The 17,043-nt window shown below is 72.3% G+C and carries 10 protein-coding genes; 3 read left to right on the forward strand and 7 right to left on the reverse strand.

The window, feature by feature from the left end:
• Positions 1-18: 18 nt before the first annotated feature.
• From ABGB18_RS01170 to ABGB18_RS01180, 3 genes are read right to left on the reverse strand one after another with little or no spacing between them, the layout of a single operon-like run.
• Positions 19-1,662 carry an AMP-binding protein gene (locus ABGB18_RS01170; protein ID WP_347693373.1) on the reverse strand — a complete coding sequence of 548 codons (1,644 nt, stop codon included), beginning with the start codon at positions 1,660-1,662 and terminating at the stop codon, positions 19-21.
• Positions 1,659-6,977, reverse strand: a complete 5,319-nt coding sequence (locus ABGB18_RS01175; RefSeq protein WP_347693374.1) for a type I polyketide synthase — start codon at positions 6,975-6,977, stop codon at positions 1,659-1,661. Before ABGB18_RS01175 ends, ABGB18_RS01170 begins: the two co-directional genes overlap by 4 nt.
• Before the next feature lie 10 nt (positions 6,978-6,987).
• Positions 6,988-8,034: a methyltransferase gene (locus ABGB18_RS01180; protein ID WP_347693375.1), complete on the reverse strand. Its 1,047-nt coding sequence runs from the start codon at positions 8,032-8,034 to the stop codon at positions 6,988-6,990.
• 189 nt (positions 8,035-8,223) lie between these two features.
• Between ABGB18_RS01180 and ABGB18_RS01185 the strand changes: the two genes are divergently transcribed.
• From ABGB18_RS01185 to ABGB18_RS01195, 3 genes are all read left to right on the forward strand, one after another.
• Positions 8,224-8,934 carry a DNA alkylation repair protein gene (locus ABGB18_RS01185; protein ID WP_347693376.1) on the forward strand — a complete coding sequence of 237 codons (711 nt, stop codon included), beginning with the start codon at positions 8,224-8,226 and terminating at the stop codon, positions 8,932-8,934.
• 205 nt (positions 8,935-9,139) lie between these two features.
• Complete coding sequence (locus ABGB18_RS01190; protein ID WP_347693377.1) at positions 9,140-10,738, forward strand: MFS transporter; 1,599 nt, start codon at positions 9,140-9,142, stop codon at positions 10,736-10,738.
• A gap of 66 nt (positions 10,739-10,804) precedes the next feature.
• Positions 10,805-11,980: a DegT/DnrJ/EryC1/StrS family aminotransferase gene (locus tag ABGB18_RS01195; RefSeq protein WP_347693378.1), complete on the forward strand. Its 1,176-nt coding sequence runs from the start codon at positions 10,805-10,807 to the stop codon at positions 11,978-11,980.
• 170 nt (positions 11,981-12,150) lie between these two features.
• Here the strand turns inward: ABGB18_RS01195 and ABGB18_RS01200 are convergent, their stop codons facing one another.
• The 4 genes from ABGB18_RS01200 to ABGB18_RS01215 all read right to left on the reverse strand — a co-directional run bounded on the left by ABGB18_RS01200 (position 12,151) and on the right by ABGB18_RS01215 (position 17,003).
• Positions 12,151-13,371, reverse strand: a complete 1,221-nt coding sequence (locus ABGB18_RS01200) for a class I SAM-dependent methyltransferase (protein WP_347693379.1) — start codon at positions 13,369-13,371, stop codon at positions 12,151-12,153.
• 13 nt (positions 13,372-13,384) lie between these two features.
• Positions 13,385-14,407 carry an alcohol dehydrogenase catalytic domain-containing protein gene (locus ABGB18_RS01205; protein ID WP_347693380.1) on the reverse strand — a complete coding sequence of 341 codons (1,023 nt, stop codon included), beginning with the start codon at positions 14,405-14,407 and terminating at the stop codon, positions 13,385-13,387.
• 221 nt (positions 14,408-14,628) lie between these two features.
• Positions 14,629-15,609: an NAD-dependent epimerase/dehydratase family protein gene (locus ABGB18_RS01210; protein ID WP_347693381.1), complete on the reverse strand. Its 981-nt coding sequence runs from the start codon at positions 15,607-15,609 to the stop codon at positions 14,629-14,631.
• A complete protein-coding gene (locus ABGB18_RS01215) occupies positions 15,606-17,003 on the reverse strand; it encodes a nucleotide sugar dehydrogenase (RefSeq protein ID WP_347693382.1) in 1,398 nt (465 codons plus the stop codon). Before ABGB18_RS01215 ends, ABGB18_RS01210 begins: the two co-directional genes overlap by 4 nt.
• Positions 17,004-17,043: the final 40 nt, after the last annotated feature.

Raw genomic sequence — 17,043 nt, forward strand, 5'->3', positions numbered from 1 at the left:
GGTGCGGGTGGGTGAGCGTCAGACGCGGTTGAGGAGCAGCTTCTGCAGCGCCTTCTTGTCCGGCTTGCCGACCGGCGTGTGCGGGATCTCGTCCAGCACCTCCAGCCGCTCGGGGATCTTGAAAGCGGCCAGCCCTCGCGCGGTCAGGGCGGCCGCCGTCCCCGCCAGCGTCAGCCCCTGGCCCGGATGCAGCCGGACGAACACGCACACCCGCTCGCCGAGCTCGGGATCGGGCATCGCCACCGCGGCGGCCTCGGCCACCTGCGGCAGCTCCTGCACGAGCGTCTCGATCTCGCCGGCGGAGATCTTCTCACCGCCCCGGTTGATCTGGTCCTTGACCCGGCCGCAGACCACCACGTTGCCCTCGGGGGTGATCCGCACCAGGTCGCCGGTGCGGTACCAGCCGTCGGGGGTGAAGGACAGGCGGTTCTGGACGGGGACCCCGTAGTAGCCGCGCGGGGTGTACGGGCCGCGGGTGAGCAGCTCGCCGGCCTCCCCCGGCGGCACCGGGGCGCCGTCCGGGCCGACGACCAGCAGCTCGTCGAACGGGCTGATGGGGGCGCCCTGCGTCGCGTGGGCCACCTCGTCCGGCCCGTCCAGGGGGGTGTAGCAGATCAGGCCCTCGGCCATGCCGTACACCTGTTGCAACCGGCAGCCGAGCGCCGGCCCGATGCGGGCGGCGACCTCGCTGGACAGCATGGAGCCGCCGACGTGGACGTACCGCAGGCTGGACAGGTCGCGCCCGCTGCCGGCGGCCGCCTCCATCCACTTGAGCGCCACGGCGGGCACCGCCGAGGTGGCGGTGACGCGCTCGGTCTCGATGGCCTCGAACACCGCGTCGGGACGGGGCGAGGGGAGCAGCACGGCCCGGCCGCCGGAGAACAGCGCGCCGAGGATCCCCGGGTTGGCCAGCGGGAAGTTGTGGCCGGCCGGCAGCACGGTGAGGTACACGGTGTCCGGGCCGAAACCGCAGGCCGCGGCACACCGCCGGATGTTGTAGAGGTAGTCGTCGTGGGTCCGGCCGATCACCTTGGGCACGCCGGTGGTCCCCCCCGACAGCAGGAACACCGCCACGTCCGAGGGGTCGGGTGCCTGCCGGTCCAGCCGGTGGCGGCGGGCCTCGACGTCCCCGTCCGGCTCGATCAGGGCGCGCACGTCCACGCTGTCCGGCCGCACGTCGTCCCCCACCACCAGCACCCTGGCGGGGTGCGGCAACGTGTCGCGTACACGGTGCGCGAGCTCCTGGTGGTCGTAGCCCCGCCACAGGCCGGGGACGATCAGCGCGCCGGCTCCCACGTGCGCCCCGATGGAGGTCAGCTCGTACTCGCGGTGCGGCGGCAGCATCATGACCGGCACCACCCCGAGCCGCCAGCAGGCCAGGGTGGTCACGACGAACTCCCAGCAGTTGGGGAGCTGGACCAGGGCGGTGTCGCCGCGGCCGAGGCCGAGCCCGGAGAGCCGCTCGGCCAGGGCGTCGGCGCGGACGGCCAGATCGCGGTAGGTCAGCCGGTGGCCGCCGTCCACCACCGCGATCCTGTCGCCGCGCTCCCCGGCCCACTCCCACAGGTACGACCCCAGGGTCCGGCCCTGCCAGCAGCCGGCCGCCCGGTAGGCGTGCGCCAGATCGGCGGGCCAGGGCACCACGCCGTCGAGCTTCGTCACGCGTCCTCCTCGAACCGTTCGGCCAGCAGGGACGCGACGGCGTCCACGGTCGGCCGGTCCCACAGCAGCGTCGCGGGCAGGGCCAGCCGGAACCTGCGCTCAAGGACACGCCGGATCCGTCCGGTCATGACCGAGTCGAGGCCCATCTCGGCCAGGGGTTTGCGCGGGTCCACCTCGCCGGCGGACAGCTTGGTCACGGCGGCGACCTCGCGGCCGATCTCCTGGACCAGGACCGCGTGCAGCTCGGCTCCGCGCAGCCCGGCCCACGGGGCCGTCGCGGGCTCGCCGGCCTCCCCGGAGGCTTCCTCGGTGGGAGCGGCCAGGGGCAGCTCGCTGAGCAGCGGCGGCCTGGTGTCGCCCGGTTCGAGCGGGATCGTCCGCAGGACGGCGGCGTAGTCCAGGTCGTACCGCTCGGCCAGCTCCCAGGCGCCGAACGCCTCGGTGGGGCTGACGTCGGCCGTGCCGCGCGCGGCCAGCTCGACGTCGATGACCGCGGAGGAGGTGGACATGCCCAGGCCGCGCCACGAGGTCCAGCCGAAACTGGTCGTGGCGGGGTCGCCGAGGGCCCGCCGGTGCGCGGCCAGCACGTCGAGGAAGGCGTTGCCCGCGGCGTAGCTGGCCTGGCCGGGCAGGCCGAGCAACTGGCCGCAGGAGGAGAACAGCACGAAGAAGTCCACGCTGCCCGGCGGGAACAGCTCGTGCAGCACCAGCGCGCCGTTCACCTTGGGCCGCAGCACCGTGCGCAGGGACTCCTGGTCCAGGTTCCTGAGCACGCGGTTGTCCAGCACGCCCGCGGCGTGCACGACGCCCCGGATCGGGGGCAGCCCGAGCGCGGCGGGGGAGAGCAGCTTCGTCGCGGCCACCGGGTCGGCGATGTCCACCGCCACGGTGACGACGGTGACGCCGAGCCGTTCCAGCGACCTGATGGCGTTGATCCGCGCCAGCGTCGCCGGATCGGTGACCTCCTCCCACAGGTCCCTGGACGGCAGCGCGGTACGGCCGGTCAGGATGACCCGGCGCATGCCGCGGGCCGCCAGCCAGTGCGCGACCTCCAGTCCGAGGGCGCCGAGGCCGCCGGTGACCAGGTAGGTTCCCTCCGGCCGGCAGGCCGCCGGCGGGCGTACGGGCTCGCCCTCCACGTATCCCAGCCGCGGCACCGTCACCTCGCCGTTCCTGATCGCGACCACGTCCTCGCCGCGTACCGAACGCAGGACGTCGAGGAGCGCGAACACGTCGGACGGGCTCGTCCCGAGGTCGACGACCCCGCCCCAGAACTCGGGGTGCTCGCCGCCGATGATCCGCCCGAGGCCCCACAGCGGCCCCTGCGCGAGCGCCGGTTCTCCGGCCGCCTCCCGCACGCCCTCGGTGACGCACCACAGCCGGGCGGGGCTGGCGAGCCCGGCCTCGGCCAGCAGTTGCGCGGTGCGCGCCAGCAGCCAGGAGGCGCGTGCCGCGCTCTCGCCCACGTCGCCGGTCAGGGCGGGCGGGGGGACGACCAGGACGGTGGTGTCGCTGGCCAGCTCGGCGTCCGGCAGGTCGTCCGGCCGGGCGGTGATCCGGCAGGGCACGTCGGCGAGGCCGAGACCGCCGGTCAGCCTGCTGCGCAGGTCCGACTCCGGGCCGACCACGACCAGGTTGGGCACTCCGGGCCGGACAGCGGGCTCCACGGGGCGCCAGGCGATCCGGTGCACCAGGCGGCGGGGGCTGGCGACCGCTCCGGCGTCGGCGTCCAGCACGCCGTACCTCAGGCCGCACAGCCGGCCCTGGACCTCGCCGGCCAGGTCGGTGATCTCCACGTCCATGACGTTCTCGCCGGTCACCCGGGCCGTGATGCGGGCGCGGGCGGGGGAGGCCGGGGCGAGGGTGACGCGGTCGATGTGCGCGGGCATGCGCAGGATCGGCGGTCCGGGGAACACCACGGAGGCGGTGGACAGGGCCGCGTCGAGGATGGACGCCCACGTGGCGGGCGCCTCGGCGGAGCCCCTGTCCGAGGTCCCGTCGGCGCGTACCGTGGCGACGAGGATGCCGTCGCCGCGCCTGAGGTCCTCCACCACCCACGGGAAGCCCATGGCGGCCACCCCGAGTTCGGCGAGCCGGTCGATCACGAAACCGGTGGGCAGGTCCTCGGCCGCCTCCTCCCGCGCCGCGGGGCGGCCGGAGTCCGGGCACTGCGACGCGGTGGCGCCGGTGCCGGTGCGTGGTGCGGTGAGGGTGCCGGAGTGGGCTTCGATCGCCGCCGTGGTGTGCGTGAGCCAGCCCGTGTGGTCCACGGCGTCGGTCGCGGTGTCGTCGGCGATCCTGGAGGAGAGCCTGATCGTGTCGTCCTGCAGGACGACCTGCAGGTAGCGGGGCTGGGTGAGGCTGACGGGCACGCGCAGCGCCACGTCGGTGAGGTCGGGCCAGAGCCCGGTGGCCGGTGCGGCGGCCGAGGCCGCGGCGAGGAAGGAGTTGAGCAGGACCGCGGCGGGGATGATCTCCACCTCGCGCACCGGGTGGCTGCCGGGGTAGGGACGGGAGTCGCGGTCGAGGTAGGTCAGCCACGCGTGCGCCGGAGTCGTGCCGTACACGTTGATCCGCCCGCCCAGCAAGGTGTGGCCGGCCGGGTCGTGCTGCCCGGTGAGGAAGGAGCGGCTCGCCGGCTCCTCGGACCAGTACGGCCTGTGCCGCCAGGCGGTCGTCGGCAGGTCGGCGAGCGTGCCGTCCGGCCACAGGGCCGACCAGTCCACGTCGAGCCCGTGGCAGTACAGGGAGCCCAGGTTGGTGAGCAGCGTCTCGCGTTCCGGCCGGTTGCGGCGCAGGGTGTGGGTGGCATAGGCGTCCTCGACGCCGAGCGCGTCCAGCGTCTCGTTGATCGAGTGCTCCACCACGGGATGCGGGGAGACCTCGACGAACAGCCGGTACCCGTCCTCGGCGGCCGCGGTGACCGCCTGCGCGAACCGTACCTGGCCGCCGAGGTTGGCCGCCCAGTAGGCGCCGTCGCGCGGCGCGGTGGACCTCGGGTCCGCCAGCGCCGTGGAGTAGAGCGGGATCGCGGGCGGGCGCGGCGGCAGGTCGGCGGCGGCGAGGGCCAGGTCGTCGAGCAGCGGATCCATGTGCGGGCTGTGGAAGGCCACGTCGGAGGCGACGGGGCGGACGGTGAGCCCTTCGGCCTGCCACCGGCCGCTGACTTCGGCGACGGCGGGGATGTCGCCGGAGATCACCGCAGAGTTCGCCGCGGCGGCGACCGCCACGGTGACGTCGCGGCGGCCGCCCAGCCGGCCTTCCGCCTCGCCGGGGGGCAGGTTCACCATGGCCATGGCGCCCTTGCCGAGCACCTGGCGCAGGAGCACCGAGCGCCGGCACACCAGCCGCGCCCCCTGTTCGAGGGTGAGCGCGCCGGCGGTGACCGCGGCGGCGATCTCCCCGACCGAGTGGCCGACGACCGCGTCGGGGCGTACCCCGCAGGCGCGCCAGACCGCGCCGAGCCCGGCCTGCAGCGCGAAGATCATCGGCTGGATCACGTCGACCGGCTGCGGCTCGTCGTCGAGGATCGCCGCGCGGGGCGACAGGCCCATCTCCTCGGTGAAGATCGGCTCCAGCCGGTCGATCACCTCGGCGAACACCGCGTCCCGGGCGAGCAGCTCGCGGGCCATGCCGGTCCACTGCGAGCCGTGCCCGGAGAACACCCAGACCAGGCCGCGCCCGGTGGCGGGCAGCACGCTTCCCGTAGCCGATTCCGTGCCCGCGGCGGCGAGGTCGCGCAGCCGGGCGATCAACTGCTCGCGGCCGGTCGCGTACACCGCGGCCCGGTGCGGCAGGTGGGCGCGCCGGTGCGCCAGCGTGTGCCCGACGTCCGTCGTGCGCACCCGGTCGTCGGCCGCCAGGCGGTCGGCCAGGCGGCCGGCGTAGAGCTGGACCGCCTCCAGGCCGGCCCCGGACAGCGGGTACAGGGCCGGTCCGCGGTCCGCGGCGTCGCTCGCGTGCAGCGCGTCCAGCGCGTCCAGCGCGGGCCCGCGGTCCGCGGCGTCGCTCGCGCCGGGCTGGTCCGCCTGCTCCAGGATCACGTGCGCGATCGTGCCGCCGTACCCGTATCCGGACACGCCCGCCCGCCGCGGCTCCCCGGCCCGTGGCCACGGGGTCAGCTCGTCCACCACCCGCAGGCCGGAGGTGTCCCACGCGATGGCGGGGTTGGGCGTGCGGTGGCCCACGTTCGGCGGGATCTCGCCGTGGTGCAGCGCGAGCACCGCCTTGATCACGCCGGCCACGCCGGCGCCGGCTTCGAGGTGGCCGATGTTCGGCTTGACCGACCCGATCAGGCAGGGCCGCTCCGCGGCGCGGCCGGCGCCGAACACCGAGGCCATCGCCCCGGCTTCGAGCAGGTCGCCGAGCGGCGTCCCGGTGCCGTGCGCCTCCACGTAGCCGACCGTGGCCGGGTCGATCCCGGCGGCCTCATAGGTCCGCCGCATCAGGTGGGCCTGGGCCTCGCCGTTGGGCGCCATGATGCCGTTGGTCCTGCCGTCCTGGTGCACACCGCTGCCCCGGATCACCGCGAGCACCCGGTCGCCGTCCCGCCGGGCGTCGGACAGCCGCTTGAGCACGACCACGCCGCCGCCCTCGCCGCGCCCGTAGCCGTCCGCGCTCGCGTCGAACGACTTGCTGCGCCCGTCGGGAGAGGTGGCCCCGGCCGCGTCGAGCACGACGGAGAGCCCGGGCGCGGCCATCACGAGCACGCCGCCCGCCAAAGCCAGCGGGCACTCTCCCGAACGCAGCGCCTGCGCGGCGAGGTGGATCGCGACCAGCGAGGACGAGCAGGCGGTGTCCACCGCGATGCTCGGGCCGCGCAGGTCCAGGTGGTAGGAGACGCGGTTGGCCACCGCGCAGTAGGCGCTGCCGATGCCGGTCCAGGCCTCGATGCCGGTGAGGTCCTCCAGTTGCCTGCGGCCGTAGTCGTCCGCGCCCACCCCCATGAACACCCCGGCGTCGCCGCCGCCGAGGCCGAGCGGCGGGATGCCGGCGTGTTCCAGCGCCTCCCAGGAGAGTTCGAGCACGATGCGCTGCTGCGGGTCCATGAGCGCGGCCTCGCGCGGGGTGAGGTCGAAGAAGTCGGCGTCGAATCCCTGGATGTCGTCGAGGAACGCGCCGATCTTGGTCACGTCGCGCACCACGGCGGCGGGTCCGCGCCCCTGGGCGGCGTACCAGTCCCAGCGCCCCTCCGGAAGCTCCCTGATGGTGTCGCCGCCCGCGCGCAGGAGGCTCCAGAACTTGTCGGGCGAGTCGACGCCACCGGCGAATCTGCAGGCCATCCCGACGATGGCAATGGGTTCGGCGGAGTTCACCGATGATCCCCTACTTGTGGCCCACGACGAGCGCGTGGCTGAAGCCCAGATCCTGGTAACGCTCCACGCGGGAGAAGCCGGCGTCGCGGACGGCCCGCTCCATGTCGTCCGGCGAGTAGGCCATGCCCTCGCCGGAGGCCAGGGTGAGGAAGTACGGCGAGACGAGCCCCGCGCTCATCGAGCCGGTGCCGGCGTCGTTGGAGGTGAAGTTGTAGACCAGGCACACGCCCCCTTCCGGCAGCGCGGCATGGCACTTGCGCAGCAGCTCGGTGTTGCGCTCCTGCGACCAGATCTCGAAGATGTGGAAGTAGAGGATCGCGTCGGCCCCCTCGGGCAGCGGATCCGCGAGCAGGTCGCCGGGGTGGAAGTGCACGCGCTTGCGCAGGTCCGGGTCCTTGATCCGGTCGGCGGCCAGCCTGGTCACGCTCTCCTGGTCGAACACCGTCACTTCCAGCCGCGGGTGACGCCGGGCCAGCTCGATGCTGTTGGTGCCGTCCCCGCCGCCGATGTCGATGGCGTGCCGGATGTGCGAGAAGTCATAGACGTCGAGGATCTGGGCGAAGGCGCGGTGCGAGGCGTCGCCCATGTTGTCGTAGAACACCTGCTGCAACTCGGGGTGGGCGGTGAGCCGCTCGTACAGGGTGGTGCCGGGACCGCTGATGTGCCGGAGCCCCACGTTGGTGTCCTGCCGCATGGACTCGGCGAAGTCCACCAGGCTGGCGTTGATGACCTTGGCCTGGATGTCGATGAGGGGGCCGAGGAAGCGCTCCCCCGAGCGCAGCAGCTTGCGGCGCGCGAGCCGGCTGTTGACGTACTTGTCGCCCTGCTTCTCCAGCAGCAGCAGGGAGGTCAGGCCGAGGAGCAGGATGCGGGCCGGTTGCTCCTTCACGCCGGTCGCCGCCGCCACCTCCGCGACGTCCATCCCGCCGGCCGCCTCCAGCCGCTCGAAGAGGTCGAATTCCAGGCCGGTACGCAGCAACTCGAACGCGGTCGTGCCGTGAATGATGATCCGCAGGTAGTCGCCTTCGGAGATGGTGACGGTGCCGCTGGTGGCCATGGTTCTCCTCCACGCAGATGGAAGGCGGGGTAACGACGCCTGACCAGATTTGGCGGTGAGCGAGGTCACCCGCACCTCCAGGAGTGCGCTGGCGTGCAACGGAGCAATTTCCAACAAGGGGTCGGTGACCCCGTTTATTACGGTGATAGCTTGACGACAGTCCTGGCCCGTTCCATGAGGAGTGCCGACATGCCAGCGGATCTCAGCGCTGAGCGGTTCATCGACAGGTTGCGCGCCCTCGGCTCGCCGTTCGCCCGGGAAAATGTCGAGCGCCAGTTCAGGACCGGTGCGGAGGACGACTTCTTCAACGTGCGCATGAGGGATGTCTTCGACCTGGCCAAGGAATTCGTCGACATGCCGATCGGCGAAATAGACAAACTGCTGGAAAGCCAGGTCCACGAGGTGCGGGTCGGCGCGGTCAGCGTCATGGGCAAGCAGTTCATGAAGAAGCAGACCACGCCCGAGCGCAAGAAAGAGCTCTTCGAGCTGTATCTGCGGCGTACCGACCGGATCAACGACTGGGACCTGGTCGACGTCAGCGCGCACCAGGTGATCGGCGGCTACCTGCTCGACAAGCCCCGCGACGTCCTCTACGAGCTGGCCCGCTCCGAGCACTGGTGGGAGCGGCGCATCGCCGTGTTCGCCACGCTGACCCTCATCCGCAAGGGCGACCTGGACGACCTCTTCCGCCTGGCCGAGCTGCTCGTGGACGACGAGTACGACCTGGTGCAGAAGGTCGTCGGCGGAATGCTGCGCGAGGCCGGCAAGCACGACCGCGCGCGCCTGCTGGCCTACCTCGACCGCTACGCCGCCGTCGCGCCCCGCCTCCTGCTGAGCGACGCCATGGAACACCTCGACAAGGACCAGCGGGCCTACTACAGGTCGCTGAAGGCCAAGTAGCCGAGCGCCCTTCGCGGCCCCGGCCGCCGCCCGGACCGCACCCTCGGAGATGCCCGGACCCCCGCCTGACTGAGACGATGACTCTCTGTATGGCGTCATCACAACGAGTACTCATTCGTGGTTTTCCGGAGCGCCGGGAGAGCGCTGCCGGTTCGTCGGGTCCCTCGGGACGCGTGGCTGAGACGCGTCCCTTGTGAGGAGGATCATGGAAGTGACAGGTACCAACCCGACCGCACAGGCCGGTCGGCGCGCGTGGATCGGCGTGGCGGTGCTGACGCTGCCCACGCTCCTGACGATGATGGACATCAGCGTGCTGTTCCTGGCGTTGCCGCAGCTCACCACGGACCTGGGCGCGAGCGCGACGCAACAGCTCTGGATCAGCGACATCTACGGGTTCCTGATCGCCGGGTTCCTGGTCACGATGGGCACGCTGGGCGACAGGATCGGCCGGCGCAGGGTGCTGTTGGTCGGCGCGTTCGCGTTCGGGGTGCTGTCGGTGCTGGCGGCGTTCGCGTCGTCGTCCGAGGCGCTGATCATCTACCGGGCGTTGCTGGGCGTCGCGGGCGCGACGATCATGCCGTCCACCCTGGCCCTCATCTCGGCGATGTTCGAGAACCCCAAGCAGCGGGGGATCGCGATCGCGATCTGGTCCTCGGCGCTCACCCTGGGCGTCGCGCTCGGCCCGATCATCGGCGGCGTGCTCCTGCAGTGGTTCTGGTGGGGCTCGGTGTTCCTCATCGCCGTGCCCATCATGCTGCTCCTGCTGGTGACGGGGCGGGCGGTGCTGCCGGAGTTCAAGAGCCCGGAAGCCGGCCGGCTGGACCCGGTCAGCGTGGTCCTCTCGCTGGCGGCGATCCTCCCGTTCATCTACGGGTTCAAGGAAGTGGCCAGGATCGGCTGGGAGGTCGGGCCGGTCCTGATCGCGGTGGCCGGCCTGTTCTTCGGTCTGCTGTTCGCGGTGCGCCAGCGCATGCTGGCCAACCCGCTGCTCGACCTGAGCCTGTTCTCGGTACGCGCGGTGGGCGGCGCGCTGCTGCTGGGACTGCTGATCGCCGGTGTCCAGGGCGGCAGCGGGTTCTACATCTCCCAGTTCCTGCAACTGGTCAAGGGCCTGACTCCGCTGCAGACCGGCCTGTGGATCCTGGTGCCGGTCTTCGCCCTGCTCATCGGCATCGGCGTGAGCCAGGGGGTCGCGCAGAAGGTCCGCCCCGCCTTCGTGCTGGCGGGCGGCATGGTCATCGCCGCGGTCGGCATGGCCCTGCTGACGCAGCTCAGTGCCACGTCCGGGCTGGCGTTCCTGCTGGTCGGGTTCTCCGTCGTCTACTTCGGCGTCGCCCCCGTCGGCCCGCTGGTCGGCCAGTTGGTCGTGCCCTCGGCACCGCCTGAGAAGGCGGGCTCGGCCGCGTCCCTGCAGTCCACCAGCGGCGAGCTCGGCGTGGCGCTCGGCATCGCCGTCATGGGCAGCATCGGCATGGCCGCCTACCGCGGTGACGTCGCGATCCCCGCGGAGATCGCCGGCACGCCGGCCGGGCAGACCGCCGGTGAGACCGTCGCCGGGGCGCTGAGCGTCGCCCAGACCCTGCCGGCCGCGGCCGGGCGCGCCCTCGTCGACTCCGCCCGCGTGGCCTTCACCTCCGGGCTGGTCGTCACGGCCGCGGTGTGCACGGTCGTCTTCGCGCTGCTGGCCGTGCTCGCCGTCGTCCTGCTCAAGCAGCTTCCCCCGATGGGCGCGCACGGGCACGCACAGGAGGAGGCGCCGGCCGAGGAGCGGGCCCCGCAGGAGCAGCCGACACCGGCTTCCTGACGCCTTTCCCCATGGTGGCCCGGCCGTCCGGCCGGGCCACCAGTGCCATGTCCAAGGGAGGATCCGATGGCCAACATGATCAATGTCTTCCAGCCCTCGCTCGGGGAGCGGGAACTGGCAGCCGTGCGGGAGGTGTTCGAGAGCAACTGGATCGGCCGTGGCGCGCGGACGAACGAGTTCGAGACGGGGTTCGCGCGCCACATCGGCGTCGGCAGGCAGCACGTGACCTCCACCAACTCCTGCACCGAGGCGACGTTCATCGCGATGGAGCTGGCCGGCGTCGGGCCGGGCGACGACGTGGTGCTGCCGACGGTGGCCTTCGTCGGGTCGGGCAACGCCATCGCCGCGAGCGGCGCGCGGCCGGTCTTCTGCGACGTGGATCCGCACACGCTGAACCCCACGGCCGAGCACATCGAGGCGGTGCTGACGCCGCGTACGAAGGCGGTGCTCATCCTGCACTATGGCGGTTATCCGGGTGACGTCGTGCGGATCGCCGACCTGTGCGCGGAGCGCGGGATCCTGCTGATCGAGGACGCGGCCATCGCCATCGCCTCCCGTGTGGACGGCCGGTCCTGCGGGACGTTCGGAGACATGGGGGTGTGGAGCTTCGACCACGGCAAGATCGTCGTGACCGTGGACGGCGGCATGCTGTACGTGCGCGACCCCGAGCTGGCGGCGCGCGCGCCCAAGGTGGCCTACCTGGGCATGGAGCAGAAGAGCGGCTACGACCAGGCGCTGCGCGCCCGCACCCGGTGGTGGGACTTCGACATCACCTCCTTCTCCAGGCGCTCGGTCACCAATGACGTGCTCGCGGCCGTGGGGAACGTCCAGCTCAGCCGTCTGCCCGAGTTCATCGCCCGCCGGCGCGAGGTCGCCAGGCTCTACGACGAGGGCCTGGCCGGCCTCGACGGCCTGCGGTGCCCGCCGCCGCTGCCGGCCGGGCACGAGTCGTCCTACTACATGTACTGGGTGCAGTTCGAGGGCGGCATCAGGGACGAGATCGCGCGCGACCTCTACGAGCGCGGCGTCTACACGACCTTCCGCTACCCGCTGCTGCACAAGGTCGCGGCGTACGGGTGCGAGGCCGCACTGCCGGGCGCCGAGGCCGCGGCGGCCGCCACGCTGCTCCTGCCGATGCACCAGGCGCTGACCGACACCGACGTCGAGCGGGTCGTCGAGGCGGTACGCGACCGCGTGAGCGGGCGCAGGCGCGAGAAGGTCCTGGACCTGAAGGCGGTATGACCGCACGCACGTCTCAGGGTGCCCCTCCCGGGAGGGGCACCCTGAGACGTGCGTGCGAGGGGATGAGCGCCTGCCGGGCGACGGCACGACACCGCCTGCCGGGCGACGGCACGACACCGCCCGCCGGGCGACGGCACGACACCGCCCGCCGGGTGACGGCACAACACAGTTCAGATGACGCGGACCTCGGGCGCGTAGAGGATCCAGCGGCCGCCGGCGTCCTGGAACTCCTGCTCCTTGGCCATGATCTCCTCGGCGTGGTTCCAGGCGAACAGCAGCGCGTAGTCCGGGTACGGGTCGCTGAACGCGTGCGGCGCCCGCACCGGCAGGTGCGACCCGGGCACGAGGAGCCCCTGCTTGGACGGGGTGGAGTCGACCACGAACGGGACCAGGTCGGTCCCGATCCCGAAGTAGTTGGTGACCGTCGTGGCCTTGCCGGGGGCGCCGTACCCGACCACGCTCCGCCCCTCCGCGCGGACCTCGCGCAGGACCGTGAGGAGCTCGTCCTTGACGCCCTCCACCGTCCGCCTGAAGCGCTCCAGGGTCTCCGGCTCCGACAGCCGGCGCGCGTTCTCGTCGGCGAGCAGCGCGCCGACGGCCGGGGCGGGGACGCGCGCGCCCGCCCTGGCCAGCGTGTACCGGATCTCGCCGCCGTGCAGCGGGATGCGCTCGGCGTTGACCAGCTCGAACCCGAACCGCTCCGCCATCGCCCGCACCGAGGTCACGCTGAAGTAGAAGACGTGCTCGTCGTAGATCTGGTCGAACGCGGTCCGCTCGACGATGGTGCCCAGGTAGGGCTCCTCGAACACGAACACGCCGCCGGGCGACAGCAGCTCGTCCACGCCGCGGAGCACCGAGTCGATGTGCGAGATGTGGCAGATGGTGTTGGCGCCGAAGACGACGTCGGCCGAGCCGTGCTCGGCGCGGACGTCCGCCGCGGTGCCCTCGTCGAAGAACCGGGTCAGTACGTTCACGCCCTTGGCCCTGGCCAGCTCGGCCACGTTGGTCGACGGCTCGACGCCCAGATGCCGCACGCCCGCCTCGGCGATCGCCGACAGCATCACGCCGTCGTTGCAGCCGATCTCGACGACGAACGGGTCCGGGCCGGTGAGCTCGGTCTCCAGGAAGCGCAGGGCGTTCTGCTCGAAGTGCTGCCGATGGCCGGCGGAGCCGGAGGCGTGGTACCGGTAGGCGCCGTGGTAGCGCAGCTCCTGCGGCACCTCCTCGATCAGCTGCACCATCGCGCAGCGTTCGCACACGCCGACGGCGAGCCGGAAGAAGAACTCCCGCTCCGCCTCCTCCGGCGTGAGGAATCCGTTCGCCGTCGGCTGCCGCCCCAGGTCGACGAACTCCCGCACCTTGCCGCCGCACACCCGGCAGTCGGTCTTCATGGTCTCCGCCTCATCAGTAGGTAACGACGGCCTTGAACCTGACCTCGCCCTTGGCCACCTTGTCCAGCGCGTCGGCGACCTGCTCCTTGCCGAACACCTCCGCCCGCGGCCGGACCTTCCCGGTGGCGACGATGCGCAGCGCCTCCCGCAGGTAGCTCGGGCCGTCATGGGTGGCGCCGAGCACCTGCTGCCCCTGCGCGAAGAACGGCCTGGCCAGGTCCGGCGGGATCGTGAACGGTTCCAGCCCGTCGATCCCGGCCAGCACGATCCGGCCGCCGAGGCGAAGCCCGCGCATGCTGTCGGTGGCGGCCGCATAGGAGGGAGCCGTCACCAGGATCACGTCCGCGCCGCCGGCCGCGAGCAGCTCCTCCCCGCTGCCGACGACCAGGTCGGCGCCGAGTTCGCGCGCGACCGCGTGCTTGTCGGGGGATCGGGTGACGGCCACGGTCTCGAACCCGGCGGCCGCCGAGAACTGCAGGGCGAAATGCCCGAGCCCGCCGACGCCCAGGACTGCGACGCGCTCGTCGGGCCGCGGGGCGCCCTTGCTGAAGGCGCACCAGGCCGTGTAGCCCGCGCACAGCACCGGCGCGGCGAGCTCGTAGTCCAGGCCGTCGGGGAGCAGCACCGTGGCGGCCGCGGGCGCCACCAGGTACTCGGCGTGCCCGCCGGGGACGGTGAGCCCCGTCATCGCGGGCGCCGCGCAGCGGAACGCCGCCTGTCCGGACACCGGCAGTCCCAGCGCGCAGTAGTCGCACCGGCCGCACGTCCCCTGGATCCAGGTGACGCCGACCCGGTCCCCGGTCTGGCGGGTGGTGACACCCGCGCCCACCTCCACCACCTCGCCGGCCGGTTCGTGCCCGGTGACGGCGGGGGCGAAGGCGGGGAACGGGATGATGCCCCGGGTGATCAGCACGTCGTTGTAGCAGATCCCGGACGCGCGGACCCTGATCAGCACCTCGCCGGGCCCGGGCCGGGGCGTGGGGATCTCACGCAGCTCCCATGCGGTGTTGACATCGGGGATGACAGCAGCCTGCATGGCCGACCACCTTCGCGACGCGGGAATCTGTAGTGCGGCGCGGGTGCCCCCACCTGGCCGCGCGCCGGAAACCCGGTGCGCTGTCAGGTCGCCCCCACCCTAGCCGCACCTGCATCCTCACATCGGCGCGACAGCCGCCACACCTCTTGGCTTGCGCTGTCGGGGCCCCCTGCCGGGGGCCCCTTTCGGTGGTCCTTTCGGTGGTCTTTTCGGGGGCACTGTCAGGAGGTGCCGCTGTCGGGCAGGTCGAGCCACCGCGGGCTGGAGCGCGCCCACTCGACGGTCTTGATCAGCCCGTCGACCAGTTCGGTCGCGCAGGTCCAGCCCAGGAGCGTACGGGCCTTGGTGTTGTCGGGAACCCGGCGGGACAGGTCCTCGTACGCGGACCCGAGCCGTTCCGCCGTGTCGACCTGGACGTCGGCCACCTGCGACCCGGTGAGCTCGGCGATCAGCCTGACGACGTCGCCCACCGTGGTCTCCGTCATGCTGCCGATGTTGAACGCCTCGCCGATCGCCTCGGGGCGGGTGCCGGCCAGGACGGTGCCGTCGATGGCGTCGTCGACGAAGGTGAAGCAGCGCGTCTGCACCCCCCGGTCGTACACCACCATGGGGCGCCCGTTGAGGGCCCGGTGGATCGACCGGCTGACGATGTAGGCGGGCCGCTGGCGGGGGCCGTACACGTTGAAGTAGCGCACGATCGTGGCCGCCAGCCCGTGCTGCCGGGCGAAGGCGAATGTGAGGTGCTCGGCCAGCGCCTTGCCGGAGGAGTAGGACCAGCGGTCGGCCGAGGTGGGGCCGAGCACCCGGTCGCCGTCCTCGCGCCACGGCACCGCGGGGTTCTTGCCGAACACCTCGCTGGTGCTGCTCAGGACGACCTTGGAGCCGGTACGGTGCGCCCGCTCCAGCACGTTCCTGGTGCCGGTGAAGTTGATGTCGATGACGTCCATCGGCCTGGCCAGATACTGGTCCACGCCGACCACGGCGGCCAGGTGGTAGACGACGTCCACGCCCGGGCCGATGGCCTCGGCGAGCCTGGCCGTGTCGCGGACGTCGCCCTCGACGAACCTGGCGTGCTCCCTGGCCAGCGGCTCCGACGGCGGCGCGCCGTCGAAGACGGTGACCTCGTCGCCGCGCGCGATGAGCCGTTCCACCAGGTGGCTGCCGACGAAGCCGCTCCCGCCCGTGACCACCGCCCGGCTCATGCCGCCACCTCCGTGAGGTGCGTGACCGTCGCCGTCCCGCGGCCGGCCAGGGAGTCTCCCCGGCCGATTCCCCGGTAGCGATAGCCCAGCCGGCGCAACGACTCGATCTTCTCCTTGGAGTAGTAGGCCCGGCCGTCCAGCACCAGGCAGGTGTTCGCGACCGGCAGCATCGAGAAGTCGATGTCCTGGAACTCCCGGTGCAGGGCCAGGACGGCGACGCAGTCCGCGTCGTGCGCGGCCTCGGCCAGGGTCCCGGCGGGCTTCGTGCCGAACAGCTCCTCGGCGCGGGTGGCGTCCACGAGCGGGTCGTAGAGGCGTACGTCGACGCCGGCCTTCCGCAGCGCCGTCACGACGCCCAGCGTCGGAGTGGCCCGCAGGTCCCCGGTGTTGTTCTTGAACGCCAGGCCGAGCACGGCCACCTTCGAGGACGCCGGGTCCTTGCCCTCCTCGGCCAGCTCGTTGAGGATCAGCTCCGCCGTGTACTCCGGCATCCCCGCGTTGACCTCCCGCCCGGCCGAGGCGGTCAGGATGTCCACGCCGCGCCGGCGGGCGGAGCGCCACACCATCCACGGGTCCTTGGTCAGGCAGGACCCGCCCACGCCGACGCTGGGCAGCAGGATGTTGACCTTGCCCTTGCCCTTGGGGATCGTGTTGGCCGCGGAGATGACGTCCAGGACGTCCACGCCGTACAGGGAGCAGAACTTGGCCAGCTCGTTGGCCAGGGCGATGTTGAGGTCGATCCACCAGTTGTCGGCGAGCTTGACGATCTCGGCGGACTCCAGCGAGTCCAGCGGGATCACCTCGACCTCCAGCGCGCGGCGCCAGAACTCCGCCGCGTCCCGCGCGCTGTCCTGGCCGAGTCCCCCCGCGACGATGGGGAACGTACGCAGCTCCTGCAGCGCGGTGCCCTCGGCGAGGCGCTCGGGCGTGAAGGCGAGCCCGAAGTCGATCCCGCCGGTCAGGCCGCCGGACTCGAGCAGCGGCAGCACCACGTCACGGGTCGTGCCCGGCGGCACGGTGCTCTTGAGCACCACGAGCTGGCCCCGGCGGATGTGACGGCTCAGCCCCCGGCACGCGGCGCGTAGCTGGTCGTCGGCCAGGGACCCGTCGTCGCGGATCGGCGTGCCGACCGCGATCAGCACGACGTCGGCGTCGCCGGTCTCGGCCGGGTCGGTGGTGACGCGCAGCCGTCCCGACTCCATCCCGCGGAAGATCAGTTCAGGCAGGCCGTGCTCGTGGAACCGGCAGTGCCCGGCGTTCAGCTCGTCGATCAGCCTGGGGTCGGTGTCCACGCCGACGACGTCGAAGCCGCGATCGGCCAGTGTCGCCGCTATGCACGAACCGACGTAACCGAACCCGATGACCGCCACTTTGAGGTTTTCCCGGTCGGGCAAGAAACGCGGCCGTGACGAATTCGAAGGCAATGTGCGAAGT

It is taken from the genome of Nonomuraea sp. B12E4, from assembly GCF_039871825.1.
Lineage (GTDB): Bacteria > Actinomycetota > Actinomycetes > Streptosporangiales > Streptosporangiaceae > Nonomuraea.